This is a genomic window from Micromonospora sp. WMMA1363 (assembly GCF_030345795.1).
Lineage (GTDB): Bacteria > Actinomycetota > Actinomycetes > Mycobacteriales > Micromonosporaceae > Micromonospora.
Genome location: NZ_JAUALB010000001.1, coordinates 2,593,640 through 2,618,589, shown reverse-complemented (window position 1 = coordinate 2,618,589; position 24,950 = coordinate 2,593,640). Strand labels below are relative to the sequence as shown.

Annotated in this window: 20 protein-coding genes, 2 tRNA genes and 2 pseudogenes; 14 read left to right on the top strand and 10 right to left on the bottom strand. The window is 69.6% G+C overall.

Features of this window, described 5'->3' with window-relative positions:
- Positions 1-70: 70 nt before the first annotated feature.
- The 3 genes from QTQ03_RS11945 to QTQ03_RS11935 are packed head-to-tail and all read right to left on the bottom strand — an operon-like array spanning position 71 to position 1,024.
- Positions 71-409, bottom strand: coding sequence for a hypothetical protein (locus QTQ03_RS11945; RefSeq protein ID WP_289278069.1), 339 nt, complete (start codon positions 407-409; stop codon positions 71-73).
- Positions 409-723, bottom strand: coding sequence for a PadR family transcriptional regulator (locus QTQ03_RS11940; RefSeq protein WP_289278068.1), 315 nt, complete (start codon positions 721-723; stop codon positions 409-411). Before QTQ03_RS11940 ends, QTQ03_RS11945 begins: the two co-directional genes overlap by 1 nt.
- A 22-nt stretch (positions 724-745) precedes the next feature.
- Positions 746-1,024 (bottom strand): flavin reductase, encoded by a 279-nt coding sequence (locus QTQ03_RS11935; protein WP_289278067.1) that lies wholly within the window; start codon positions 1,022-1,024, stop codon positions 746-748.
- A 501-nt stretch (positions 1,025-1,525) separates the two neighbouring features.
- Between QTQ03_RS11935 and QTQ03_RS11930 the strand changes: the two genes are divergently transcribed.
- From QTQ03_RS11930 to QTQ03_RS11905, 6 genes are all read left to right on the top strand, one after another.
- Entirely contained in the window at positions 1,526-2,314 is a 789-nt protein-coding gene (locus tag QTQ03_RS11930) for a helix-turn-helix domain-containing protein (protein ID WP_289278066.1), read from the top strand.
- Positions 2,305-2,496 carry a DUF397 domain-containing protein gene (locus QTQ03_RS11925; protein ID WP_289278065.1) on the top strand — a complete coding sequence of 64 codons (192 nt, stop codon included), beginning with the start codon at positions 2,305-2,307 and terminating at the stop codon, positions 2,494-2,496. Before QTQ03_RS11930 ends, QTQ03_RS11925 begins: the two co-directional genes overlap by 10 nt.
- Before the next feature lie 240 nt (positions 2,497-2,736).
- A complete protein-coding gene (locus QTQ03_RS11920) occupies positions 2,737-3,537 on the top strand; it encodes an ABC transporter permease (protein WP_289278064.1) in 801 nt (266 codons plus the stop codon).
- A 9-nt stretch (positions 3,538-3,546) separates the two neighbouring features.
- Positions 3,547-4,356: an ABC transporter permease gene (locus QTQ03_RS11915; protein ID WP_289278063.1), complete on the top strand. Its 810-nt coding sequence runs from the start codon at positions 3,547-3,549 to the stop codon at positions 4,354-4,356.
- A 283-nt stretch (positions 4,357-4,639) separates the two neighbouring features.
- Entirely contained in the window at positions 4,640-5,566 is a 927-nt protein-coding gene (locus QTQ03_RS11910) for a YihY/virulence factor BrkB family protein (protein ID WP_289280783.1), read from the top strand.
- Positions 5,567-5,966: 400 nt separating this feature from the next.
- Positions 5,967-7,034, top strand: a complete 1,068-nt coding sequence (locus QTQ03_RS11905) for a polyprenyl synthetase family protein (protein WP_289278062.1) — start codon at positions 5,967-5,969, stop codon at positions 7,032-7,034.
- Positions 7,035-7,461: 427 nt separating this feature from the next.
- Here QTQ03_RS11905 and QTQ03_RS11900 read toward each other — a convergent pair whose 3' ends face one another.
- Positions 7,462-7,848, bottom strand: a complete 387-nt coding sequence (locus tag QTQ03_RS11900; protein WP_289278061.1) for a hypothetical protein — start codon at positions 7,846-7,848, stop codon at positions 7,462-7,464.
- Between the two features lie 272 nt (positions 7,849-8,120).
- Between QTQ03_RS11900 and QTQ03_RS11895 the strand changes: the two genes are divergently transcribed.
- The 6 genes and pseudogenes from QTQ03_RS11895 (at position 8,121) to QTQ03_RS11870 (ending at position 12,796) form a co-directional block, all read left to right on the top strand.
- Positions 8,121-8,193: transfer RNA gene (locus tag QTQ03_RS11895), tRNA-Asn, on the top strand.
- 283 nt (positions 8,194-8,476) lie between these two features.
- Positions 8,477-10,597, top strand: a pseudogene (locus tag QTQ03_RS11890) (MMPL family transporter).
- Positions 10,587-11,825, top strand: a complete 1,239-nt coding sequence (locus tag QTQ03_RS11885; RefSeq protein ID WP_289278060.1) for an NAD(P)/FAD-dependent oxidoreductase — start codon at positions 10,587-10,589, stop codon at positions 11,823-11,825. The pseudogene QTQ03_RS11890 and the gene QTQ03_RS11885 overlap by 11 nt, the downstream one beginning before the upstream one ends.
- Positions 11,826-11,970: 145 nt before the next feature.
- Positions 11,971-12,047: transfer RNA gene (locus tag QTQ03_RS11880), tRNA-Ile, on the top strand.
- A gap of 95 nt (positions 12,048-12,142) precedes the next feature.
- Positions 12,143-12,493 carry a type II toxin-antitoxin system RelE/ParE family toxin gene (locus tag QTQ03_RS11875; RefSeq protein WP_289278059.1) on the top strand — a complete coding sequence of 117 codons (351 nt, stop codon included), beginning with the start codon at positions 12,143-12,145 and terminating at the stop codon, positions 12,491-12,493.
- Between the two features lie 3 nt (positions 12,494-12,496).
- Positions 12,497-12,796, top strand: coding sequence for a helix-turn-helix domain-containing protein (locus QTQ03_RS11870; RefSeq protein WP_289278058.1), 300 nt, complete (start codon positions 12,497-12,499; stop codon positions 12,794-12,796).
- A 366-nt stretch (positions 12,797-13,162) separates the two neighbouring features.
- Here QTQ03_RS11870 and QTQ03_RS11865 read toward each other — a convergent pair whose 3' ends face one another.
- Positions 13,163-13,867, bottom strand: coding sequence for a helix-turn-helix domain-containing protein (locus QTQ03_RS11865; RefSeq protein ID WP_289278057.1), 705 nt, complete (start codon positions 13,865-13,867; stop codon positions 13,163-13,165).
- Positions 13,868-14,250: 383 nt separating this feature from the next.
- On the opposite strand from QTQ03_RS11865, the gene QTQ03_RS11860 reads away from it, so the two are divergent.
- Positions 14,251-15,606 (top strand): DUF2786 domain-containing protein, encoded by a 1,356-nt coding sequence (locus tag QTQ03_RS11860; protein ID WP_289278056.1) that lies wholly within the window; start codon positions 14,251-14,253, stop codon positions 15,604-15,606.
- Between the two features lie 111 nt (positions 15,607-15,717).
- The gene (locus tag QTQ03_RS11855; protein ID WP_289278055.1) at positions 15,718-18,981 is read left to right on the top strand and encodes a DEAD/DEAH box helicase; all 3,264 of its coding nucleotides are present in this window, start codon (positions 15,718-15,720) and stop codon (positions 18,979-18,981) included.
- Between the two features lie 72 nt (positions 18,982-19,053).
- Here QTQ03_RS11855 and QTQ03_RS11850 read toward each other — a convergent pair whose 3' ends face one another.
- From QTQ03_RS11850 to QTQ03_RS11830, 5 genes and pseudogenes are all read right to left on the bottom strand, one after another.
- Complete coding sequence (locus QTQ03_RS11850) at positions 19,054-20,775, bottom strand: IS1182 family transposase (RefSeq protein WP_289280782.1); 1,722 nt, start codon at positions 20,773-20,775, stop codon at positions 19,054-19,056.
- Between the two features lie 363 nt (positions 20,776-21,138).
- Positions 21,139-21,651, bottom strand: a complete 513-nt coding sequence (locus QTQ03_RS11845; RefSeq protein WP_289278054.1) for an HD domain-containing protein — start codon at positions 21,649-21,651, stop codon at positions 21,139-21,141.
- Positions 21,648-22,055: a hypothetical protein gene (locus tag QTQ03_RS11840; protein WP_289278053.1), complete on the bottom strand. Its 408-nt coding sequence runs from the start codon at positions 22,053-22,055 to the stop codon at positions 21,648-21,650. The genes QTQ03_RS11845 and QTQ03_RS11840 overlap by 4 nt, the downstream gene beginning before the upstream one ends.
- A complete protein-coding gene (locus QTQ03_RS11835; protein ID WP_289278052.1) occupies positions 22,048-22,479 on the bottom strand; it encodes an uL11 family ribosomal protein in 432 nt (143 codons plus the stop codon). Before QTQ03_RS11835 ends, QTQ03_RS11840 begins: the two co-directional genes overlap by 8 nt.
- Positions 22,480-22,708: 229 nt before the next feature.
- Positions 22,709-24,743 (bottom strand): annotated as a pseudogene (locus tag QTQ03_RS11830) (multicopper oxidase family protein).
- Between the last annotated feature and the right edge of the window lie 207 nt (positions 24,744-24,950).

Genomic DNA, 24,950 nt, shown 5'->3' with positions numbered 1-24,950 from the left:
TCACGTGGACGATGAGTCGTCTGTCCGACCCAACGGCGGTGTCGCCCCGCGCCGCCCTCTCCTGACCGGGTCACCCGGTGAGGAGCAGTCCGAGGCCGGCCAGCAGGGCGAATCCGAACAGCGCGGCGAGCGTCACGGCGCGGCGGCGGGCACCGGGACCGCCGACGAGCCGCAGGGCGAGGGCGAGCGGGCCGATGGGTTGCATGGCGTGTGATCCCTTTCGGTAGATGACGGCGATCCGTGCGGCGGCGACGGTGGTCCCCACCGCGAGGCGCAGGGGTGACAGGTCCAGCCCGGCGGCTCCCCGCACGTCGGCCCGCCACTGTTCGAGGTAGCGGGCGCGGTGTGGGCTGGGCAGCAGTGCGGCGGCACAGCGGACCAGGGCGAGCGCGACGGTCAGCCGATCCATCAGGCCTCCCGGGGCCGGGTGGACCGGACAGGGGTGACCCGCGTGGCCGCTCGGGCGCACACCCGCTGTGCCTCCCGGGCGCCGTCGGCGGTCAGCTCGTACATGCGTCGTCGGGGTCCGCGCCGATCCATCTCCTCCTCCCAGGAGGAGGTGACCCAGCCGTGCCGTTCCAGGCGCTCCAACAGCGGGTAGACGCTGCCGGACGGGCGGCCGGTCACTTTGATGATCTCCAGGCCCCAGCGCGGCCGCCCCCCGTCGAGCAGGACGCGCAGCACGTCGACGGTGGCGCCACCGATCCGTTCGAGCGGCTCCATGCCCTTACCCTACCTATGTAGATTAAGGCTGTCCAGATCTGTCGTGGCCGCCGTCGCCCCGGGCCCGGGCCCAGGCCAGGAAACGGTCGTGCAGGTTCGCCGACGCTGTCGGACCGTTCAGGTCGGCCACGTCGGTCACGGCCTCGGCCATCAGCGTTCCGAGGTAGACCAGCAGCCCAATCCGGTTCTCGCGGTACTCGCCGAGCAGGGCCAGCCGGGCCGGTGAGCACGGCCACGCGGCTCCGCACACCCGGCAGCGCCAGGACGGGCGGGCCGGCACGTGTGGGCGGTGGCGCGGCATCAGCGCGGGCCCTCCGAGCCGCCCGAGCACCGGCCGCCGTTCGCCCGCCACTCCTGCGCGCGGGTCAGCCGCCCCGGGCAGCCGGGTCGGCTGACGGGGAAGGCCCGCGTCGGGGCGGTCGCCCAGGTGGGCCGGGTCGGGTCGTCGGTGGGGACCTCCGTCGGGGCGGTCGCCCATGACGGGTGTTGGTTCGGCGCACGTCGGGGGAGCGGGACGGGTGGCATCGGGAACGGGGTGGGCGGCGTCGGGCGCGCGCCGCGCCAGAACCTGAGTCGCATCGTGCCTCCGTCGAGGTGGGAGAGAGCGCCCCGGAGCTGTCGGGCCGGGGCGCTCCCGGCCTGGTTCCGCCCGCCGTCCGATCCCGTGAGCGGTTCCGCTGCGTGACAGTGTGTTGGCGACGCGACTACGGTGGGAGGTCCCGCGCGCCGACGACCAGCGCGTACGGCGGTCGACCCCAGGCGGTCCGAGGATGTACGGAGGCTGTCCGTGGAACGTTCGTCCATGTTGGACCACTTTGCGGAGGAGTTGCGGCTCGTTCGGGCCGCCAACGGCATGTCCCAGACCACCCTCGCCGAGGCCCTGAGCTATTCGGGCGCGCTGGTGGCCAAGGTGGAGACCTGCGAGCGCAGGCCGAGCCTGGACTTCGCCCGCCGGTGCGACGCGGTCCTCGGCGCGGACGGGCGGTTCGAGCGCATCCAGAAACGGATCAGCCGGGAGACCGTGGTGCCGTGGTTCCGCGACTGGGCCGGGATCGAGCAGGAGGCGACGGCCTTGCGCTCGTTCGAGCCGCTCTACGTGCCGGGCCTGTCGCAGACCGAGGGCTACGCCCGCGCCATCCTGGCCGGCGCCGGGCTGTTCGCGGAGGACGAGATCGAGCAGCAGGTGACCGCCCGGCTCGACCGGCAGGGGGTCCTGATCCGCGACCGGCCACCGCTGCTCAGCGTGGTCGTCGACGAGTACCTGCTGCGCCGCCGCGTCGGTGGGCCGGAGGTGATGCGGGAGCAGTTGCAGCATCTCGTGAAGCTGGGCAAGACGCTGCCGCGGGTCCGCATCCAGGTCGTGCCGCTCTCGGCCGGGGCCTACGCCGGGCTCGACGGCCCCTTCGTGATCGCCACGTCGCCGGCCGGAGAGGACGTCGTCTACCTGGACGGGCAGCGCCACGGGCAGGTGATCGACCGCGCCGACTACGTGCAGCAGATGGTCGAGGTTTGGGAGTCGATCCGTGGTGAGGCACTATCGCAGCAGCAGTCCCTCGACCTGATAGCTGAAGTGGCGGAGACATGGACCTGACCGGCGCCGCATGGCGCAAGAGCACCCGCAGCAACGGCAGCGGCGGCAACTGCGTGGAGGTCGCCGACAACCTCCCCGGCCGGGTCGCCGTGCGCGACTCCAAGGACCCGGGCGGCCCCGTCCTGGCCTTCGCCCCCGAGACCTGGCGCGCGTTCGTCGCCCACGCTCCCGAGCGGCGGTAGCGGGCCGGTCGATCCACTCCGTGCCGCCGGCGACGCGGTATCCGGCTGGCCCGGACAGCCCGCTGCCGCGGCACGAAGTCGATCAACCATGACCCCACCGGCAAATCGGGCGACAGGGCGGGCGGGGCGCCGTAGGGTGGCCGCGGCCTGTCGTACCGGTGCGGTAGGAAGACCGAGTGGATGGGGACGGGTGGACGGGGACGGGTGGACGGTGACGGGGTGGACGGGGAGCGGAGTGGCATGACGGAGATGGCGCGGGACCGGGCTCGGCCGGCGCTGCCGCGGGTGCCGGCGTTGGCGGTGCTCGCGCACTACCTGGTGGGTTACCGGCGCACCTGGCGGGCCGGCGTCTTCTCCTCGTTCCTGCTGCCCGCGCTGACCGTGCTCGGCTTCGGAGTGGGCGTCGGGGCCTACATCGACCGGGGCGTCGGTGGGGTGAGCTACCTGAGTTGGATCGTCGGCGGGCTGCTCGCCTCGACGGCGTTGCAGGTGGCGATCGCCGAGTCCACCTGGCCGGTGTTCAGCAACTTCCAGTGGATCAAGACCTACTTCGCGCAGAGCGCGGCGCCGCTGCGGGTGGGCGACATCCTCGGCGGTCACCTGGCGTACGTCCTGTTCCGGGTGTTGACCTCGGCCACGGCGTTCCTCGTGGTGACCGGTCTGCTGGGGGCGCTGCGGTCGCCGTGGGCGGTGCTGGCGCTGCCGGTGGCGGCGCTGCTCGGCCTGGCGGTCGCGGCCCCCACCTTCGCGTACGCGGCGGCGGTCGATTCGGACAGCTGGCTCGCGATGCTGTTCCGGTTCGCGGTGATCCCGATGACGCTCTTCGCCGGGGTGTTCTTCCCGGTCGAGTCGCTGCCGCTGGCGCTGCGCTGGCTCGCGTACGCCACGCCGCTGTGGCACGCCGTCGACCTGTCCCGCGCGGCGACCCTCGGCATCGCCCCGCAGTGGTCGGTCGCCGGTCATCTGCTCTACCTGGCTGCCTGGGTGGTCGGCGGCTGGCTGCTGGCCCGTCGCGCCTTCGGCCGCCGGCTCGTCGTCTAGGAAGGGTTCATGGTCAGTCTCGTCCTACCCCGGTTGGTCGACGTTTCCGCCGCCTCGCGGCGGTCGGCTTCGGTGACCCAGCGCAACGTCGCGGCCCTGAGGTCCGTCTACTGGCTGCTGCTCGTCTCCGGTTTCGTCGAGCCGCTGCTCTACCTGCTCTCGATCGGCGTCGGGGTCGGCGCGCTCGTCGGCGACCTCACGCTGCCCGGCGGTCCGGTCGTCACGTACGCGGCGTTCGTCGCCCCGGCCATGCTCGCCTCGTCCGCGATGACCGGCGCGCTCGCCGAGACCACCTTCAACTTCTTCGGGAAGATGAAGTACATGAAGCTGTACGACGGGGTGATCGCCACCCCGGTGCAGCCGTTCGAGATCGCCCTCGGCGAGCTGGCCTGGGCGATGCTGCGGGGCAGCGCCTATTCGGCCGCGTTCCTGGTGGTGATGACCGTGATGGACCTGACGACCGCGGCCCGTGCCCTGGCCGCGTTCCCGGCGGCGGTGCTGGTCGGCTTCGCGTTCGGGGCGCTCGGGATGGCGATCTCCACGTTCATGCGCAGCTGGCAGGATTTCGACCTGATGGGCTCGGCGCAGTTCGTCCTCTTTCTGTTCTCCGGTACCTTCATCCCGGCCGAGGGCTACCCGGCGCTGCTGCGTTGGCTGGTCGAGGTGACCCCGCTCTACCGGGCGGTGCACCTGATCCGTGGCATCACCGTGGGCACGGCCGGCTGGGTGTGGCTGCTCGACGTCCTCTACCTGGTCGTCGCGCTGGCCGCTGGCCTGCTGATCGCCTCGCGCAGGATGGGTCGGCTGCTCTACAAGTAGCTGGTTAGCGTTCACCGCCGTCGGGGCATGGTGAAGAACGCAGCCGACACGAGGGAGGGGCGATGACCTCCGATGAGTCTTCCGTCCGCCGGCGGGACCGTGAGCCGGTCGACGTCGCCGGTGGTGTCAGCGGGCCGGCCAAGGTCCGACCGGAGACCGGTGACAGCCACGGCGTCGCGCGCAACGCGGCACCCGGGAGCGCGGCACCGAACGGGAGCCCGGCGGGCACAGCGTCCAAACCCGACCGGTCGGCCCGGACGACGGGCCGGACCGCCCGACCGACCTGCCCAGCGCCGGTTGGAAGGCGGCGCTGCGGCGCACCGGCCGCGAGTTCTTCGACGACAGTCTCATCGACTGGGCGGCGGCGCTCACCTACTACGGGGTGCTCTCCATCTTTCCCGGCCTGGTGGTCCTGGTCTCGCTGCTCGGTCTGCTCGATGCCCGTGCGACGGACGGTGTCCTGGCCACGGTCAACCAGGCCGTGCCGGAGGAGAACACCCGGCGGATCCTAGTCTCGGCCATCGACCAGGCAGGAGAACCGGGGGCTGCGGGGATCGCCGCGATCGTCGGTCTGCTCACCGCCTTCTGGTCGGCCTCGGGTTACGTCGGTGCGTTCATGCGGGCCTCGAACACCGTCTACGACGTGCCGGAGGGGCGGCCGATGTGGAAGACCCTGCCCATCCGGATCGGCGTCACCGCGGTGATCGGGGTGCTGCTGCTGGCCAGCGCGGTCATCGTGGTCTTCACCGGCGGTCTCGCCGCGGCTGTGGGGGGCGCGTTCGGGGTGGGCCCGACGGCGGTGACGGTGTGGAACGTCGCCAAGTGGCCGGTGTTGCTGCTCCTGGTCAGCCTGATGTTCGCCATCCTCTACTGGGCCTCGCCGAACGCGCGGCACGGCGGCTTCCGGTGGGTCAGTCCGGGAAGCGTGTTGGCCGTGGTGATCTGGTTGGCGGTCTCCGGGCTCTTCGCGTTCTACGTGGGCAACTTCGGCTCGTACAACAAGACGTACGGCGCGCTCGCCGGGGTGATCATATTTCTGGTGTGGCTCTGGCTCAGTAACATCGCCATCCTGTTGGGCGCCGAATTCGACGCCGAACTGGAGCGCGGCCGTGCCATCGCCGCCGGGTTGCGGCCGCCGGACAAGGAGCCGTACGTCGAGCTGCGGGACGACCGTAAGCTGCGCAAGAAGCGCAACGCCCCTCGTCACTGAATCGCCCGTTACCCCGGTTCCCGTTCCCGCCGTTGCCTTACCGTTCGCTGCTTGTGGTGCTGATCTCTGGCTGGGTCGCGGGGAAGCGGGCGAGACGCCGACCGTCCCTGCCTGTCCCGTCCGCCGCGCGGACCGGGCGCCTCGTCCGGTGCCGTTGACCTTGGCGCTGGCTGGTGAGATCTCGCGGGGCGGGCGGCGGACGAGCGGGGAAGCAGGATGACGGATGCCTTTCCGAATACTCTTCTGATATCTATGTAGATATATGCGGGCCGGTTCCCGACCGGAGGCCGGAGGAGTGCCATGCGTACAGCACGCGAAAGCGGGTCGCCGTGACCGAGGTGAACGGGCTTCCGCTGGAACCGACCGGACTGGGATCGGCCGGGTGGCCGAGGGAGGAGCCGTGACCGTCACGGTGGCGCCGACCGACCCGAGCGAGCTGCGCGCCCGGGTCGACGCCGAGCTGGCGGCGTTCCTCGACCGGCAGGATCCGGACTGGCCGGACTGGGCGCCGTGCGGCGTCCGCTCGGCGTTGCGCCGGTTCGTGCTCGCCGGTGGCAAGCGCCTCCGCCCGCTGTTCTGCTACTGGGGCTGGCGGAGTGCGGGCGAGCCGGACGGCACGCCGATCGTGGTGGCCGCCGCCGCGCTGGAGCTGTTCCACACGTTTGCCTTGATCCACGACGATATCCTCGACGGCAGTGACCTTCGTCGGGGACAGCCCTCGGTGCACCGGATCTTCGCCGACCTGCACGCCCGTTCGTCCTGGCGGGGCGATCCCGAGGCGTACGGACGCAACACCGCCCTGCTCTGCGGCGACCTCTGCGTCGCCTGGTCGGACCAGATGTTCCACGAGTGCGGGTTGAGCAGCGAGGCGGTGCATCGGGGGTACCGCGTCCTTGCGCTGATGCGCACCGAGGTGATCGTGGGGGAGTACCTGGACCTGGTGTCCGGAATGGGCAACGGTTCGGTCGCCAACGCGCTTGCGGTGATCCGCATGAAGGCAGCCCGCTACACCGTCACCCGGCCCTTGCAGATCGGCGCCGCACTGGCCGGAGCGGCGCCGGGGCTGATCGCCGCGCTGGCCGAGTTCGGTGACCCGCTCGGCGATGCCTTTCAGCTTCGGGACGACGTGCTGGGCGTCTTCGGCAACGCGGCGGTCACCGGTAAGTCCGTTCTGGACGATCTGCGCGAGGGTAAGCCCACGGTCATGATGGCCCTGACCCGCGACCACGCCGACCGCGCACAGACCGCGCGGCTACGGGAGCTGTTCGGCAATCCCGAGCTGGACGCGGACGGTGCCGCCGAGCTGCGGAAGATCATCGAGGGCACCGGCGCCCGCGCGAAGATCGAGCAGATGATCCGGGTCCGCGCCGACGCGGCCCTGGCCGCGCTGGAGCGATCCTCCGTGGCTCGGGAAAGCCGGCTGGCGCTCGCCGCCCTGGCCGCCCAGGCGATCGACCGTCGATACTGAGCTGCTCCGACGGTCAGCACAACGTAGCGGCGAACGCGATTCCCACGGGCAATCCGACCGGTCCGCAGGTCCGACGATCAGGGACGTGTCCAGCCGCCGGGTCGACGTGGGTATCAACGTCGTGTCGCGTCGGGAAGGCCATTCGCTCGCGAGCGGTATGCCTGACAGGCATAAAAATGCCACCCAGGCATATCGGCGGAGGTGTCGTTCTCTCGCTGGCGCGACACGCCCGAGCCACCGGCACCAGGAGCCCGGGGCGGTTCCCCTTCTACCGGGCAGCCGTGCCTCCGCGCACTGCCGGGCAGCGGTGCCTCCGCGCACTGCCGGGCAGCGGTGCCTCCGCGCACTGCCGGGCAGCCGAACGGCCTCGACCCGCACGGCGGCGGGCCGATCGTCCGAGACGACCGGCCCGCTGTGGGCGTCCTCGTTACACCGTGCTGCTGGTGCCCGAGCTGGACGGCTTGCTGCGGGACGTGCCGCTGGCCGACGGGGAACCGGAGGGCGAGCCGGTGCCGGACTTCGCGCCGATGGTGGCCGGCGCGCCGGCGAACGCGTCGTCGGCGGCGGCCAGCTGCTGCTTGTGACCGTCGCCGCTCAGCTTCTCGCCCAGCTTCGACTGGCCGAGCCAGTCCTTGCCCTCGCTGTAGAGCCGGTTCGCCTGGGCCTGCGCGACGCCGGCCGCCTCCTGGACGGTCGGGTGGTCGAGGACCCTGCGGCCACGTATCACCAGCTCCTCGTACCTCTCCCGGCCGGCACGGGCGCCCAGGACGAATCCCGCAGCCAGCCCGCCAAGAAACATGATCTTTCCGCGCATGGCGGCTCCTTCCGTACCTGACGCGCCGTTGTCCCGCCACATACCCCGTCGGGACAGACCGATTCGCGCCTGCGTCCTGTCGTAGGCAGCTAACTACCCATCCTGCTCTCCGCTCATACCTCCTTGTGCCGTGATGGCGATTTGCCCCGAATATCTGAGTGTCGTGATGGTGGCGGCCGTTCGGCGAACCCCCTGGACCGTAGCCCCCGGGAGTCCTGTACTCTTGTCCCGTCGCACAGCGTCGGAGAGATCCGGGAAGCGTGTGGCGGCGGTCCCCCGTAGCTCAATTGGCAGAGCAGCCGGCTGTTAACCGGCAGGTTTTTGGTTCGAGTCCAAACGGGGGAGCTCCTCTCCTCTCTACTCCACACCACCACGCCCGTCTGCCCTTGCCGAAGGGCCTTTCCTTGCCCCGGCCACCGCCACCGTCGGCGATCCCGCACCTTCCGACCAACGGCGTGAATGGCGCCCTATCAGGCTCACAGAGTGCAAGATTGGCGGCGTCGGCGTCGGCGTCGGCGTCGGCGTGGGGGTGGTTTCCGCCTCGCGTGCTGGCCTGGGCCGGCAGGATGGGGATGTCGGCCGGGGCTCCGGATGGGTGGCTGGTGCGTCGGTTACTGGATGGGTGTGGATGTCCGGACGAGGAAATCAGAGCCGGGTGACGCTGATCGCGCTGCTGGTCGCGTTGGCCTGGCTGGCGATCGGAGGGGTGACCGGACCGTACTCGGGGCGGCTCGGTGAGGTCGCCACCAACGACAACGCTGCCTTCCTCCCCGCCGACGCCGAAGCGACCCGCGCCCAAGCACTGGCCGCCCGGTTCGTCGACGAACCCACCACCCCGGCGCTCGTCGTCTACGAACGGCGCTCGGGCATCACCGACGTCGACCGGCAGCAGATCGCCGCCGACGCCGCCCGCTTCGCCGAGGTCCCCGGCGTGGTCGGCCCACTGCCGCCGCCGATCCCCAGCGATGACGGGCAAGCCGTGCAAATGGTCGTGCCGATCGACGACGACCGTGGCGAGAAGATCGGCGACGTCGTCGAGGAACTACGCGGCATCGCCGGCGGCGACCGCGACGGGCTCACCGCCAACGTGGCCGGTCCGGCCGGTCTGCTCGCCGACCTGATCGAAGTCTTCTCCGCCATCGACGGGACGCTGCTGCTGGTCACCCTCTGCGTGGTGCTGGTGATCCTGCTCGTCGTCTACCGCAGCCCGGTGCTGTGGCTCTTCCCGCTGCTGGCCGCCGGCATGTCGTTCGCGCTCGCCGCGGTCTTCGTCTACCTGCTCGCCGACGCCGACGTCATCACACTGAACGGGCAAGCGCAGGGCATTCTCACCGTGCTGGTCTTTGGCGCCGGCACCGACTACGCCCTGCTGCTGGTCGCCCGCCACCGGGAGGAACTACACCAGCACGAACGCCCCTGGGACGCCATGACAGCGGCCTGGCGCGGCGCCGCGCCGGCGATCATCGCCTCCGCCGGCACCACCATCGCCAGCCTGCTCTGCCTGCTCCTGTCCAGCCTGAACTCGAACCGTGCGCTCGGACCGGTCGCCGCCATCGGCATCGCGGCCACCCTGGTGGTGATGCTCACCTTCCTGCCCGCCCTGCTGGTGCTCGGCGGGCGCTGGGCGTTCTGGCCGCGCCGACCGCGCTTCGACCACGCCCAGCCGCAGGCCGAGCACGGGATCTGGAACCGCGTGGCCGGCTTCGTGGCACACCGGGCCCGGCGGGTCTGGCTGGTCACCGCCGTCGCGCTGGCCGCGCTCACCGTCGGCCTCACGCAGCTCGGCGCGACCGCCCTCGGCCAGAGTGACCTGTTCACCGAGCGGACCGACTCGGTCGCCGGGCAGGAGGCGATCGCCCGCCACTACCCGGCCGGCACGGGCAGCCCGGCTAGCATCTTCGCCCGGCAGGAGACCGCCCGACAGGTCGCCCAGGTGGCGCAGGGCGTACCGGGTGTCGCCGCGGTGCGTCCGGTCACCGAGAACCCGGTCGGCCCACCCGACCCGGACACGCCGCCGCGAGTGGTCGACGGCGTCGTGTAGCTGGAGGCCACACTCGCCGACCCACCGGACTCCGACGGCGCCGAACGCGCCGTCCGCGAACTGCGGGTGGCCGTGCACGCGGTGCCCGGCGCGGACGCGGTGGTCGGCGGCTTCACCGCGACCAACGTCGACACCGCCGACGCCTCCACCCGGGACCGCAACGTCATCATTCCGGTGGTGCTCGGCGTCATAGCGGTGATCCTGGCCCTGTTGCTGCGGGCACTGCTCGCCCCGCTGCTGCTCATCGCGACAGTGCTGCTCTCGTACGGAGCCACCCTCGGGCTGTGCGCGCTGATCTTCAGGTACCTCCTCGACTTCCCCGGGGTGGACGCCTCGTTCCCGCTGTTCGCCTTCGTTTTCCTGGTCGCCCTCGGCATCGACTACAACATCTTCTTGATGAGCCGGGTCCGCCAGGAGTCGGCGCGGCGGGGCACCCGCGCAGGGGTGCTGCACGGGCTCGTCGTCACCGGTGGTGTCATCACCTCCGCCGGCATCGTGCTCGCCGCCACATTCAGTGCGCTCGCCGTACTCCCGCTGGTCGTGCTGGTCGAGCTGGGGGTGGCAGTCGCCGTCGGGGTGCTGATCGACACCATCGTCGTCCGCTCGTTGCTGGTGCCCGCGCTGTCGTACGACATCGGCCCGAGGATCTGGTGGCCGAGCCGGTTGTCGCCGTCCAACACCGCGCGGGAGGTGCGCCATGCCGGCTGAGACCGAAGTGGTGATCGTGGGCGGCGGCCTGGCCGGGCTGGCGGCGGCGCGGCGGCTGCACCGCGCCGGCGCGCCGTGGCGGCTGCTGGAGGCGACCGGCCGGCTCGGCGGGCGGGTCGCCACCGACAGGGTCGACGGGTACCTGCTCGACCGCGGCTTCCAGGTGCTCAACACCGCCTACCCGCGGCTCGGCACCCTGCTGGACGTCGGCCGGCTCGGCCTCGGGTACTTCACCCCCGGCGTGCTGGTGCGCCGGGGAGACGAGCTGATCCGGCTGGTCAATCCGCTGCGGAAGCCGGCCGGTGCGGCCGGCGCCGCACTGGCCGGCGTCGGCTCGCCGCTGGACCGGCTGCGGTTCGCCGCGCTCACCACCGGCTGCGCCACGCTGCCCGTCCGACGGCTGCTGGAGGCACCGGAGATGACCTCCGAGGTGGCACTGCGCCGCGCCGGCCTCTCCGACGCGATCATCGAGGAACTGCTGCGGCCGTTCCTCTCCGGCGTACTCGTCGACCGCCAGTTGGAGACCTCCAGCCACGTCCTCGCGATGATCCTGCGCTCGTTCGCCCGTGGCCGTATCGGCCTGCCAGCCGAGGGGATGGCCGCGCTGCCCGGGGCCGTCGCAGCCCCGTTGCCCGCCGACCTGATCGACCTGGACACCCCGGTGAGCGAGGTCGCACCCGGTCGAGTCCGCACCCGGGCCGGTGAGATCGCCTGCCGCGCCGTCGTGGTGGCGGTCGATCCACCGGCGGCGACGACGCTGCTGCCGAGGCTGTCGCGGGTACGCATGAACAGCTACACGACCTGGTACCACGCCACCGACAACCCGCCGGTGTACGAGCCGATCCTGCTGGTCGACGGCGACCGGCGGGAACTGATCGCAAACACCGTCGTCGTCAGTCAGGCGGCACCCACGTACGCGCCGGAGGGGCGACACCTGGTCGCCACCTCGGCGGTCGGCCCGTCCATCCCACCCGAACCGGCGATCCGGGACGAACTGACCCGTCTATACGGACGGGCCACGGCGGACTGGACGCACCTCACCACCGTCCATGTCCCCGACGCGCTGCCCGCCACGCCGCCACCGCAGGGGCGGCTGCGCAAGCCGGTGGCGCTGGGGAAGGGGCTCTTCGTGGCCGGTGACCACCGGGACAGCCCGTCGATCCAGGGGGCGCTGGCCAGCGGCTGGCGTACGGCCGACGCGGTCCTGGCGTACCTGCGTTCGACCTGACGCCGCCGCCTCGTGGCGGCCGATGTGCCGCACGCTGTTATTCTCGCGTTGCCCATCGTGCTGGTGCGCCCGGCGCCGTGCCCGAAGGGAGCTGGTTCGTGCTGGCCGCTGATCATCAGGGCGGGTTACGATCCGGCGCGGTGCCGGGGCGGTAGCTCAGCCGGTTAGAGCAGGGGACTCATAATCCCTCGGTCACGGGTTCGAGTCCCGTCCGCCCCACCACGGCTTTGACCTGTCCTTATGTCGACACGGCTCGAACAGTGCGAATATCGCTCCGCCCCTGCGTTGACGCCGCAGCCTGGTATAGCATCGTTGCTATGCCTTGGGGTGCGGTCGAGCTGGAGCCGGAGGTTGAGAAGTGGCTGGAGAGCCTTCCGACGGCGCTGTTTGCCCGAGCGGCGTTCTACGTCGACCTGCTGGCTGAACACGGGCCGTTGCTGGGTGAGCCGTACACGAAACAGCTTGACGGGAAGCTGCGCGAATTGCGTTTCTACCTCGAACGGCAGGCGGTGCGGGTCACCTACTGGATCGCATCGGACAGGCGGATCATCCTGCTGACGGTGTTCTACAAGACGCGGATGCGCGACGAGCGGGAGGTCGACCGGGCGCGTCGGGCGTTGGCCAACTGCATAGGTGAGGCGCACCGCGTCGTGGAAGAGGAGGGCTAGGTCATGGGCGAGCGTAGCGATTGGGCCATGATGCGAGAGCGGCGCATGGCCGAGCCGGGAGCCGCAGAGGCCTACGATGCGGCGCGGTTGGCGTTCGAGCTTGGTCGTGCGGTGCGCGATCTTCGTGAACGCCGGGGTTGGAGCCAGGTGCAACTTGCTAGGGAATCGGGGATGACGCAGTCGGCGGTCGCCCGGTTCGAGGCTGGCGGCACCGTACCAACCCTCCCGGTGTTGGAGCGGTTGGCGGCGGCCTTGAATGCCAGTCTCAACGTGAGCTTCGAGCCCCGCCAGGCGGCGGCTTGAGTCGCTGACCCAGACGGACCTGGCGTGGGTGGCGGTCATCGGGGGCCGCCCCGTGCCCGTGACCTGGTCAAACCTGCCAGCAGCGGGTCACCGGTGATGGTGATGGGCGGTGTTCGCGGCGACGCGTCCGGCCCACCCGAAACGGATACCCAAACGGAGGGGGCGCTGGCGGGCGGCCCTCCGTTCCGGGATCGGATATTGGCAGGTCAACGTTGCCGTTGCCTGGTCGGTGTCCGGTGCGGTGGGTCGACAAGTTCGTTGCGGTCGGCCGGGTCGGTGTCCCGGACGGTGATCTATGGTTCGCGCCGTGGTCATCGGCGGGCGGGTAGAGATTGTCCGCTCATGAAGGCCTTTCGGAGTCATGGGCTAAACGTTGGTCTGCAGAACGTAGTGGTAGTTGCCTTTTCCGATGGTGCGGTTGAGGGTGGCCGTGATCGAGGCGGCGTTGTCCCGTGGGCCCTGGACGTACAGGGGCTGGCCGTGGCGGCCGAACGTGATCGCGCTGGGTGGCGTCCATTCGCCGAGATGCTCGGCGACCAGGTCGATGTCGGGGTGCGGCTCGAATCCCAGGCCTCGGGCGTACTCGATGCCGCCGAACACCAGGTGCTGGACGAGTTCGAGCCCGACCGGCAGTGGTGGCTCGCTGTGGGCGTCGAAGTAGAAGGCCACGAACGGGTCCAGGTCGCCGGCGGCCATCGACCTCGGCCCGAGGGTGTTCTTCAGCCCCAGGCAGTAGGTGTCCACCAGGTACGCGCAGACCGTCACCCGATCGCGGCGCTCCTGGCGGGCGACGACGATGTTGGCCAGACCGCCGTGCAGTTCGGACTGGTCGAAGTCGACATCAGGCCACTCCGGATGCCCGGTCACCGTCAGTCCGCCGCTCCACCGCGGACTCACCCAGCAACCGACCAATCGGTGTGGGTTGGCGGCGGCCTGCTCTGCGGCCATGGCCCGCACCAACGTCGTCACCCGCGCGGCGGGGACCCCGACGGTACGAGCGATCTGTTTGGGCGTACATCCCTGGGCCCGCAGCGTGCGCACCCGCTCGACCAGCTCGTCATCCGTGCTCATCTACCTGGTCCTTCTCCAGCCGGCACCGGTTGGTCATCCGCTGTTGCCGGTTGCTGCCCATGCCCTGTGCTGGGGCGAAGGCCTACGGCGGACGGTGTCTTCGTCTACCTGCGCGACACGCATCCTATCCGAGGGGTACGCGACGACACGTGGTCCCGTCAGCGTGATGACCAGCCTGGGCATGCGGTGTCGAGTACGTGGTCCGGTAACGACCGCTGATGCTTGGTCAGCAGGGTGAACATGACGCCGCGGACGCGGCTACCGGGTCGAGTGCCTCGATCGGCCCGTGCCTTGAGCCTCGATCGTGTCCGGAGGTGTGGATCCGGTGGGTTGTCGGGTTGGTAGCGTTGGCGGCTTGTCGGTGTCGGGGCGGGTGGGGATCAGTGGGTAAGAACAGTCGCGAGCGGCACAAGGCCAAGCGGAAGGCGGCGGAGGCGCAACGCCGAAGGTCTGCGGGGCCGGCGGACGCTGGTGATCCGCTGGGCCTGTTCGGCGTACCGCGTGTTCCGTCGCAGCTTGAGCTGGCGGAGCAGATCATCGAACAGGCGGTCCACGCTCAGTACGGCGAACACGGCGCCGCGCTTGACCGATGCCGCTCCTTGCTGATCGCTGGCCCGGGTGGTGCGGCCGGGATCCAGGTCGTCAACCGTGCCCTGCTGGCCCGGTTGCTGCGCGATGTGGAGCAGGCGTGGCGGCGTGGCTGGCAGCCGGCCGAACTGGTCCGGGTGGCGCGCCGCGAATGCGGCGCACGGCACGGCCGGCTGGTGGTCGATGGTATTGCGGCGCGGATGCGCGGCTATCCGAAGGCGGCCGTCGACCAGCGGTGGCAGGCACAGCTGACGATTCTCGACGCACGGGTGTGGTGGGAACACGACGACCATTACGTGACGGTCTGGGGTGACCGGCAGGGTCTGGACCGGGCCGCGGTGATCACCGTGATGATCGAGGTACTTCATCTGCTGGCGACGCTGCCGGCGATCGAGGTGGTCGGTCCAGCGCCTGGCGAGGCCCGGCCGGCTACGGCGGCCGTGCCGGCCGATCTCGACCAGCGGATGCTGGATCGGGTTCGGGCGTTGCTGGCCAAGGCGGAGTCCACCGACTACCCGGAGGAGGCCGATGCGTTCACGGCCAAGGCGCAGGAGTTGATGGCCCGGCACCGGATCGACCATGCCCTGCTGGTGGCGGCCACGGGAGAACGCGACCAGCCGGTCACCCGGCGGATAGCCGTCGACAATCCGTACGAGGCGCCGAAGTCGCTGCTGCTTCAGGTCGTCGCGGAGGCGAACAGTTGCCGGGCGGTGTGGACGAAGCGGTTCGCCTTCACGACCGTCGTCGGCTTCGCTTCGGATCTGGACTCCACCGAGTTGGTGTTCACGTCGCTGCTCGTGCAGGCGACCAGGGCGATGACCCAGGCCAAACCCGCGGCCGACGAGTACGGGCGCAACACCACCCGCTCGTTTCGGCAGTCGTTCCTGACGGCGTACGCGTCGCGGATCGGTGAGCGACTCAGTGCTGCCGCCGACGAGGTAGGCCGGAAAGCGGCCGCGTCGGCGAACAGCGCCCAGTTCCTTCCCGTGCTCGCCGCGCGTGACGACGCGGTACGCGACGCGTTCGAGAAACAGTTCCCCCAACTGACACATCACCGGTCGACCATCAGTAACCGGCAGGGCTGGGCATCGGGCCGTGCCGCCGCCGACCGGGCATCACTGCAGGGCCGGCAGGCAGTCGCCCAAGAGTGAACTCCACCGCCGACCCTTCGCCTGCGGTGTTCTCGATCGGGTGGTGTTGTATGCGGCAGCAACAGTCAACTCGGTAGCGTTGGCGCTCAGGAATCGGGTGGAGGTTACTCGTTGGCACGGCTGGTTCTGACTGAGGACGAGGCGGTGGTGTGTGAGGCCGTCGGTGTCAAGGCCTTCATGCAAGCTCGTTCGTTGGTCGCACGTGGCGATCTGGTCGACGTCAGCTGGGACCGGCAGACTGGCCGGGGAGAGGCCGTGGTGCGGGCCGACACGGCCGGCTGGGTGACGGCATCGGTCGTGACCGGCATCGACGGTGCGATCAAGAGCGTCAGCGGCGTATGCACCTGCGACTCGGCACGCGGGTGTTCGCATCCGGCGGCCCTGTTACTGATCGCTTACACGTCCCACGCCTTGGGGCCACGGCCGACGCCGTCGTGGGAATTGGCGTTGGCGGCCCTCGTCGGCGCTGACAGTCCATCCGGCGCGCCGGGCTCTCCCGATCTGGCATTGCAGTTCGACCTCGAGGATGGTGAAGGGCGCCCGCAGTGGCGGATCGGGCTTCGGCCGGTTGTTCCGGGTAAGAAGGGCTGGATCCGCAGCGGCGTTTCGTGGACTTCGCTCGACTACGCCTACACGCCTGGCTCGCCTCGGGCGCAGCACCACGTGGATCTCCTGCTGGAGTTGCTCTCGCTGGCGGACGGGGAAGACCGCGACCCCTACCGCTACTACGGGTCGGGTCAGCGCGTCGTCTACCTGGATGAGTTCCGTAGTCGACGGGTGTGGGACGTCTTGGCTGAGGCGCAGGAGGCAGGGTTGCCGCTGGTGCAGAGCGGCCGAGCCGCGTCGCTGGTCCGGGTGGCGGCACAGCCGGTGCGATTCTCGGTGCGAGCTGATCGGGTCGATGCCGGGCTGCGGCTGCGCCCGGTGTTGACGGACGACGCCGAGATGATCGATCCCGACAGGTCGATCCTGATCGGGCGCCCGGCCCATGGGGTCGCGTGGTGGCGAACAACGGGGCAGTCGGCCTCGACGGATCCGGGGACGTTGCGGCTGGCGCCCCTGGCGCGGCCGGTGAGCGCGCAGGTCGTGGAGGCATTGGCCGCTCCGGCGATCGTCGTTCCCGTCGCCGACGAGTCGCGGTTCCTGCGGCAGTACTATCCAGGGCTGGTGCGCCGGGCCGACGTCGTGCCGGTCGACGAGTCGGCGGCTCTGCCCGACATCAGGCCGGCGACACTGACGTTGAGCGTGCAGCGATTGCCGGGGCACCGTATGTCGTTGAGCTGGGATTGGGTTTCCGCCGTCGGAACGGAAGCCCATCTGGAGCCGCTAAACGTCGGCGTCGACCAGAACGGTGACCGGGCCGGAACACTCCGACGGGCGACGGACCTGGTGGCGGAGCCGGCGTACGGACTGACGGAGCCGTTCCCGGGCGGGCGGCGACTGCTGAGCCACGCCGTCGTCGCCGGCGACGTCATGCTGCGACTCGTCCGTGATGTCTTCCCCAAGCTTGTCAAGACGGACGGCCTGGATGTGGTCCTCCGGCCGGACGAGGACGCGCCGGACTACGTCGAGGACGAGACCGCCCCGATCGTCTCGTTCGTCGGTGCGGCCGAGAACACAGCCGGCCGCCCAGACTGGTTCGATCTTGCCGTCCAGGTCTCGGTCGGTGGCGAGGAAGTGGGCTTCGAGGATCTGTTCGTCGCGTTGGCTGCCGAGCAGGAGTTCATGATCCTGCCGAGCGGACGATACTTCCGGCTCGATCAGCCCGAGTTCCGCCAGTTGCGGAACCTGATCGCGGAAGCCCGCGAGTTGGAGGATGCCCCGGCCGGCGTCCTCCGGGTCGGCCGCTTTCAAGCGGGACTATGGCAGGAACTGTCCGAGCTGGGAGAGGTCACCGGTCAGGCCGCAGCCTGGCAGGAGTCCGTTCGCGCGCTGAGCTGCGCGGGAGTCGGATCCGCCGAGACACTTCCGCAAGGGCTGGTCGCCACCCTCCGGCCCTACCAGTCGGAAGGCTTCCAGTGGCTGGCCGCGCTCTATCGGCATGATCTCGGCGGGGTGCTGGCCGACGACATGGGGCTGGGCAAGACTCTGCAAACGCTGGCGCTGATCTGTCACGCCCACGAGCAGGCCCCCGCCGGAGCACCATTCCTGGTGGTCGCACCGTCCAGCGTCGTCAGCAACTGGGCGCACGAGGCGGCACGCTTCACCCCGGGACTCACCGTCAACTCCATCGTCCAGACCGGAGCACGCCGGACCGAAACGCTGGAGCAGGCGGTCGCGGGAGCGCACATTGTGGTCACGTCGTACACGCTGTTCCGGCTGGAATACGACGACTACGCCGCCCTACCGTGGACCGGGCTGGTCCTGGACGAGGCGCAGTTCGTCAAGAACGCCCAGTCGCAGAGCTACCGGTGCGCCAAGCAACTGCCGGTCGGATTCAAGCTGGCCATCACCGGCACACCGATGGAGAACAACCTGGCCGAACTGTGGGCTCTGCTGTCCATCACCGCGCCCGGCCTGCTGCACCGAATCGACCGTTTCACCGACTACTACCGTCGGCCGATCGAGAAAGACCACGACCAAGACCGCCTCGCCCAGCTGCGTCGCCGGATCCGGCCACTCATGCTACGACGCCGTAAGGCCGACGTGGTTACCGAACTCCCGGCCAAGCAGGAACAGGTCATCGAGCTGGACCTGAATCCCAAACATCGCAAGATGTACCAAACCTATCTGCAACGGGAACGGCAGAAGGTCCTCGGTCTGCTCGGTGACCTGCAGAAGAACCGCTTCGAGATCTTCCGCTCGCTGACCCTGCTCAGACAGGCCAGCCTCGACCTGAACCTGGTCGATCCGAAACACCACGCCATCGCGTCGACCAAACTGGACGCGCTGAGTGAAATGGCCACCGACCTTGCCGCCGAAGGACACCGGGTTCTGGTCTTCAGCCAGTTCACCCGCTTCCTGACCGCCGCCCGGCAACGGCTCGAGGACGCCGGCATCACCTGTTGCTACCTGGACGGCAAGACGCGGCAGCGCGCGCAGGTCATCACGGGCTTCAAGAACGACGCCGCCCCGGTCTTCCTGGTCAGCCTCAAGTCGGGCGGCTTCGGATTGAATCTGACGGAGGCCGACTACTGCATCCTGCTCGACCCGTGGTGGAATCCGGCCACCGAAGCACAAGCGGTGGACCGCGTCCACCGTATCGGCCAGACCCGTAACGTCATGGTCTACCGCCTCGTCGCCAAGGACACCATCGAACAGAAGGTCATGGCACTCCAGGCCAGGAAGGCCGAGCTGTTCAGCAGCGTCCTCGACGGCGGCGATTTCGCCTCCGCCGAACTGACAGCCGCGGACATCCGCAACCTGCTCGACTGACAGCGTTCGGCCGCGGCCGCCGAGATCGGGTTCCTCCTATCGACTTGACGACTCTGCTGCCCAATTCGGGGTTCAGGCGGCGAGGGCGTGATCGAGGCGTTGGAGGTTGCTGGTCCGGGCTGTTGGTAGGGGGTGGTCGGTCCACCAGGTGTGGAGTCGGACGAGGTTGAGGGCGATCGCGGAGAACACGTGTTGGAGGCGGGTTTTCGCGAGGCCGCGGTAGCGGGTGTGGCGGATGCCGGTGATGTCGAGGGCCTGGTTGATGGTGCCTTCGACGCCGGCGCGCAGCTTGTACTTGTCGTGCCAGCTGTCGCTGGTCTGTCGGGTGCGGGCAGCGGTGAGGGCGTGGTGGAGGTCGCGGGGGTAGAAGGTGAGTTGCCGGCCGCCGCGTTTCGCGGTGGTGCACTGGGCGCGGGCGGGGCACGGGCCGCAGGTGGTGGTGGGGAACTTGACCACGATGACCTCGGTGCCGCGTTGGACCGTGGGGCTCCAGGAGGTGTTGGTGTGTCCTTGGGGGCAGGTGACCTGCCGGGTGTCGAAGTCGATGGTGAAGCAGGTCTTGTCGTAGCCGGTGCGGGCACGGGCCTGGGCGGACTGGTCGAGCAGGGCCGGGGTGACCATGGTGACGCCGAAAGTCTGCGCGGTGGCGATGGTGTCGGCTGAGGGGTAGCCGGAGTCGAGGTAGTGCTCGGCGGGCAGCAGCCGGCGGTCGTGCAGGTGCTGGTGGATGCCGGTGGTGGCTTTCACGTCGGGGACGGTGGCCGCCGTGGTGGCCACGTTGACGATCAGGTTCGGTGTCGGCCGGGGACCGGTCTGGCCGTCGTGGTCGCTGGTGGTGCCGTGCTCGGTGTCGGGGTCGCAGGTCTCGGTCAGGTGGACCTTGTAGCCGTTCCAGAACAGGTCGTCGCCTTTTGCGGCCCACCGGGTGTCGGTGTCGTACGGGGAGGTGATCCGGGATCTGGCGGGCGGGAGACCGTCCGTGTCCGCCTCCCGCCGCCGGATCACCTCCCGCCCCCTGCTGTCGGTGGTGATCAGATAGTTCTGCACCAGCACGGTGCGCAGCGTCCGCACCGCGGGCAGTTCGGCCAGCCAGACCGGGGCGGCAGGGGCGAACACCGCGCGCAGCAGGGCGACGGCGTCGGTGCCGTAGACCTGGGCGAGGCGGTCCCGCTTGGCCTGCGAGGCGGGTAGCCGCCAGGAATCGATGCGTGGCCCGTACCGGTGCGCCCACTCGCCGACGTCGATAGCGGTGGCCAGCCAGTCCGGTGCGGCCACCGACAACGTTTCCAGGCAGGCCCGTACCGACTCGCCGGCCACCTCCAGACGGTTGAGGTCTCGCACCGCGCTGATCACGTGAGTGGAATCGGTGCGCTGCTTACCACCAGCCGCGATCAGGCCCTTGCCGGTCGACACGGTCAGCATCGCGGTGAAGACCTGTTCTTCCAGGCCGTGCTCGACCAGCCGGGTACGGAACTTGGACAGCACGCTGGCGTCGAAGCCGGGATCGGTCAGCTCCAGGCCGAGCGCGTACTTCCAGTCGATCGCCCGGGCGACCATCCGCGCGGCCTGCCGATCGGTCAGGTTCTCCGCGAACTGCAACGCGGTCACCAGCGCTAAGGCGCCCGGCGATTCGGCCGGAGCGCCCCGGACACCGAACGCGGCAGCGAACTGTTCGTCGGTGAACACCTCACCCAGGTGGTCACGCGCTGATATCGCCACGCTGCCGTTCGGGAACGCCGCGCGGGCCACCAGCACCGTCTGATCAGGAATCTGGACCCGCGACCGCGGCTGCATCGACACCCGTACACCCCATCCCGCAGCCACCGACGGAAGGAACACGACCGCGAACAGGGATCATGACCCCGTGACCGGCCAGTACGAACGATCCCGACGGCGTGTCACGAATTCGGCAGCAGAGTCCTTGACCTGCTCAAACGCAGCGGCAGCGGCGCATCGGTTATCGTCGCGAGTCGGTTCGCATGGTGTTGCCTCCGGCCCACCGACCGCACCATCGAGCGAACCGGTGAACTCTTCGAGGTGTCCCCGTCCGTTTCGGGCGGGGCATTGTCGTGTCGGCCTTGCGTTCGGTGGCGGTGCCGCTGGTCCTGATGGTGGCCAGGTGGTCCCGGATGCGGGCGACGGTGCCGGGCGTCTCGCTCAGTGCCTGCCGAAGCGCATCGGGATCACCCCGCGTGCGCGGGGAGCAGGTAACCGGTCTCCCATCGACGCCTCGACGATCAGCAGCCCCGGCAGCGGCATCACGCGGGCCTGCTCCACCACCGCGGCCTGTACCGGGTACGGCTGAGACCCGGCCGGCATCGCGAATCGTCGGGCGAAGAGCCTCGCCGCATCGACACCGGCGGTGTCGACAGTCCGCCACGGGGTCGGCAGATCCCGTTCCTCCCACGCCTGCTGAAGCCGATCGGGGGCATCCTCCTGCCGGAAGCCGTACGGGAAGAACTGCTCGTTGCTGGCGATCCAGTCGGCGACGATGACGATCGCGGTCAGCAACACCTGCACCGGCTGCGGCAGGATCACCTCCCGCCAGACGGCCGACCGGTCAGCGGCAGCGACGCGACGGGTCAGCCAACCGAGCCGCCGGAACGCTGGTCGACTGGTGCCAACGCATCCTGCGCACCACCCTGGAAATCGTACGGGTGAGGGAATCAAGTACGGCTCGGCCGCGAACTACTGCGGGGGCGGGTGGGGTGGTCGGTGCAGCCACGCCGGCTCACTCCGTTGGTTCGATCGATGAAGGGCCGCCCGCACCGGAAGCATCGCTTGAGGCGTCCCCATCCGTGGGCGGCGACCAGCACGGCCAGGGCGGTAGCGGCTGCGGCGCGGGGATTGTCCCCTGCCACCACGACCCGCCAGCCGCCGTCCCGTCCGATCAGCTGCGGGGTCGCCCCGGCGCGGAGCAGCGCCTGGTTGAGCAGGTGGCTGGCGTTCGTCTCGTCGGGAAGCGCCGCGCAGAGCTCGGCCAGCGTGTCCGAAAGCGTCGTCTCGGCGTACACCAGACCAGGGTCGAGCATCCGGTAGGGCGGCACGACGGCGCGCCAGAGGCCGTCATTCATCTGCGATGAGCACACCCATCGATCGTGCGGTTCCCGCGATCTGCTTCATTGCGACCTCCACATCGTCGGTGTTGAGGTCCGGGAGCTTGCGCAGCGCGACCTCTCGCAGCTGCTCCCGCGACAGTTTCGCCACCGACTGAGACCCCGGGCGACCCGCCCCCTTCGATAGCCCCAGTGCCCGTCGGATCAGATACGAGGTTGGCGGGGTCCGGTACTCCAGCGCGTAGGAGCGGTCCTCGAAAATCGTTACGACGACTGGCACGATGTCGCCGCGCTGACCGGCAGTCGCTGCGTCGTAGTCGACCTTGACCTGCCGCGTGTTGACACCGGTCGGGCCGAGCATCTTACCGAGGTCGACCATCGCGGCATTGCCCGCCTCAAGGTCAAGTTTCAGGCGGTGGGAAACCTTCATCTGCTTTGCCATGCCAGCGACGCTAGGATCTTACGTAGCGTAAGGGTCAATTCCCTTTCCACAGCTGGGAGGACTACGGCGTGCAGGTAGTTGCCAGCCGGACCTCGTGTCTCCCGGCGTCCGGAAGAATGCGCCGCCAGCCATGGTGAGATGTCCCACTGTCGGTGACGGCACTGTTCGTGACGACCGTGGTGCGAAGAGGGCGAGGCCGCGAGGCTGAGTGGCCTCGTGATGGGACCTCTTATTCGGGGTATTGGGGCGACTCGTTCGAGCGCTGGTCCGAATGGGACGGCTCGGCGGCGGGGTCGGCCTGGTGTGGGGCGACTGCGGGGCCGACGTTCACCGGCCGCATCATCTCGTTGTCTTCGTGCTCCAGGATGTGGCAGTGCCAGACGTATCGGCCGGGTAGGTCGAAGAGGGCCTTGATCCGGGTGATCTCGCCGGGTAGGGCGATCACGGTGTCGAGGTAGCCGCTGTCCTGGGGGCCGGGTGGTTGGTTGCCGTCGGGTCCGCGACCGATGACCTGGAATTCGACCTGGTGGACGTGGATCGGGTGACCGTCGACCGTGCGGTTGTCGATTTCCCAGATTTCGGTGGCGTTGAGTGCGACGTTCTCGGTGACCGGGTCGCTCCAGGTCAACGGCACGGCGGTGCCGTCGGGGTCGACGGTGCCGAGTAGCACGGCAATGGGGCCGCAGCCGGTGGAGGACATCTGTTCATTGAGTGAGACGCGGCGGGTGTTGGTCGCCGGGCCGAGGGGGGTGAATCTGGGCAGGCGGAGTTGGTCTGGTGGGACGCTCGTGTCGGGTCCGGTGCGGGGGACGACGGCGAGTTTCATGACCTGACCGGTGGTGTCGACGTCGGCGGGCGTGAAGTCGACGCCGGGTGTCCCGCCGGGGTACGGCCCGTCCGGGCCCTCGTTGATCAGGTACAGGTCGGTGCCGGCGGGCACGTCGGTGAAGTCGATGATCACGTCGGCGCGTTGGGCGCCGCCGAGGGTGACCTCGTCGAGTGGTTCGGGTTGGGGGAGGAAGCCGCCGTCGGTGCCGATCAGCCAGATCGGTAGGGCCGGGGTGGCGGGGCGCGCGGCGGTGGGGTCGGCGGCGATCTTCAGGATCAGGGTGCGGGAGTTGCAGCCGTTGAGCAGGCGTAGCCGGTACCGTCGTCGTTCGACCTCGAGGCGTGGCCAGGTCTGGCCGTTCGCCACGATGGTGTCGGCGAAGAACTCGGGAACCCAGATCGGCGGGACGTCGCCGTTGGGGATGTAGTTCGCGGGGTTGGCGCAGGTGCCGCTGAAGGCCCGGCTGCCGGGGTAGAACAGCGAGCCGTCACGGTGGAAGGACCGGTCCTGGATGACGATCGGGATCTCGTAGTAGCGGGTGCCCGGTGGGTCGCCGAGGGCGGGGGCGGGGCCGGGCAGGATGCCTGGTGGCAGGTCGGACTTACCTCCGCGGAGCAGGTAGAAGCCGGCGAGTCCGGAGTAGACGGCCTGCCGGGTCATACCCAGGGCGTGGTCGTGGTACCATTCGGCGGTCGCCCGTTGATCGTTTTCGTAGCGAGATGTCGAGGTCCCGGGCCGCCACTGGATCCCGAACTGCTCGGCGAACGACGCCCGGTACTGGTCGTAGAAGCTGCCGACCGTCGCGTAGCCGGCGGGATGTTCGCCGCTGCCGGCAGGAACCATGCTTCCGGGTAGCCGTCACTCTCCGCCTGGGTGTGCCCGCCGTGCAGATGCACGACGATCGGGACCGGGCCGAGGTACGGGCCGGGTGTCCGGGTGAAGGTGGGGGTGGAGTCCCGCCCGGCGGGTTGGCCCAGTGCAGCGTCGGGTCGACGGGGAGCAGCGGCGGCAGGAACCGGTCGTGCCGGTCCACGAGTTGGTTGATCCAGGTCACCTGCACGGGGCGGTCGACTCGTGCTTCGATGGTGAACCCCGGGAACTGGAACGTTCCACGGTCGGCGGCGGCGCCGAGTCCCCAGACCGTGGTTCGGGGCAGATTCGGCGGCAGGACCTGCTGCGAGAACTGCCGCACCCCGATCAGGTACTCGTCGATCCGGTCCCGGCCGCGTCGGCGCACCGGCGGCATGACCGCCGGGACCAGCAGGTTCGTCTGGTACTTCTCGATGCTGTCGGGGTCCAGTGACGGCTGCGTCGGCTGTGGCCACAGTGGCGGCTGCGCCGACTGTGGCACCACGGCGCGGGAACCGTGCGGAGACAGCAGGACGGCCGCTCCACCGGCGGCACCCGCCATCAACAGTCGCCGTCGAGTGGTCACGATGACCCCCTCCAGGCCCTCCCGGAATTCATGTCCCAAAAGTGAATATAAGGCGGCTAAGGGTAATTAGTGGATGTTTCTCACGCGAAGGCCCTGTCCGCCGATCTGCCCCAGCCGCATGACTGCAAGGTCACGTTAGGGTTGCCGGGCCTCGGCGCTCGCTCCGTGGTCGGGCTTCGATGGCCCGGTCGCCCAAGGTGACCGCCC

Excerpts from the sequence above, each read along its gene's own strand:
- QTQ03_RS11885 (WP_289278060.1), top strand. The coding sequence starts at position 10,587 with ATGCCGGCTGAGACCGAAGTGGTGATCGTGGGCGGCGGCCTGGCCGGG.
- QTQ03_RS11930 (WP_289278066.1), top strand. The coding sequence starts at position 1,526 with ATGTTGGACCACTTTGCGGAGGAGTTGCGGCTCGTTCGGGCCGCCAAC.
- QTQ03_RS11940 (WP_289278068.1), bottom strand. The coding sequence starts at position 723 with ATGGAGCCGCTCGAACGGATCGGTGGCGCCACCGTCGACGTGCTGCGC.
- QTQ03_RS11875 (WP_289278059.1), top strand. The coding sequence starts at position 12,143 with ATGCCTTGGGGTGCGGTCGAGCTGGAGCCGGAGGTTGAGAAGTGGCTG.
- QTQ03_RS11915 (WP_289278063.1), top strand. The coding sequence starts at position 3,547 with ATGGTCAGTCTCGTCCTACCCCGGTTGGTCGACGTTTCCGCCGCCTCG.
- QTQ03_RS11945 (WP_289278069.1), bottom strand. The coding sequence starts at position 409 with ATGGATCGGCTGACCGTCGCGCTCGCCCTGGTCCGCTGTGCCGCCGCA.
- QTQ03_RS11900 (WP_289278061.1), bottom strand. The coding sequence starts at position 7,848 with ATGCGCGGAAAGATCATGTTTCTTGGCGGGCTGGCTGCGGGATTCGTC.
- QTQ03_RS11850 (WP_289280782.1), bottom strand. The coding sequence starts at position 20,775 with ATGCAGCCGCGGTCGCGGGTCCAGATTCCTGATCAGACGGTGCTGGTG.
- QTQ03_RS11870 (WP_289278058.1), top strand. The coding sequence starts at position 12,497 with ATGGGCGAGCGTAGCGATTGGGCCATGATGCGAGAGCGGCGCATGGCC.
- QTQ03_RS11920 (WP_289278064.1), top strand. The coding sequence starts at position 2,737 with ATGACGGAGATGGCGCGGGACCGGGCTCGGCCGGCGCTGCCGCGGGTG.
- QTQ03_RS11835 (WP_289278052.1), bottom strand. The coding sequence starts at position 22,479 with ATGGCAAAGCAGATGAAGGTTTCCCACCGCCTGAAACTTGACCTTGAG.
- QTQ03_RS11865 (WP_289278057.1), bottom strand. The coding sequence starts at position 13,867 with ATGAGCACGGATGACGAGCTGGTCGAGCGGGTGCGCACGCTGCGGGCC.
- QTQ03_RS11935 (WP_289278067.1), bottom strand. The coding sequence starts at position 1,024 with ATGCCGCGCCACCGCCCACACGTGCCGGCCCGCCCGTCCTGGCGCTGC.
- QTQ03_RS11925 (WP_289278065.1), top strand. The coding sequence starts at position 2,305 with ATGGACCTGACCGGCGCCGCATGGCGCAAGAGCACCCGCAGCAACGGC.
- QTQ03_RS11840 (WP_289278053.1), bottom strand. The coding sequence starts at position 22,055 with ATGAATGACGGCCTCTGGCGCGCCGTCGTGCCGCCCTACCGGATGCTC.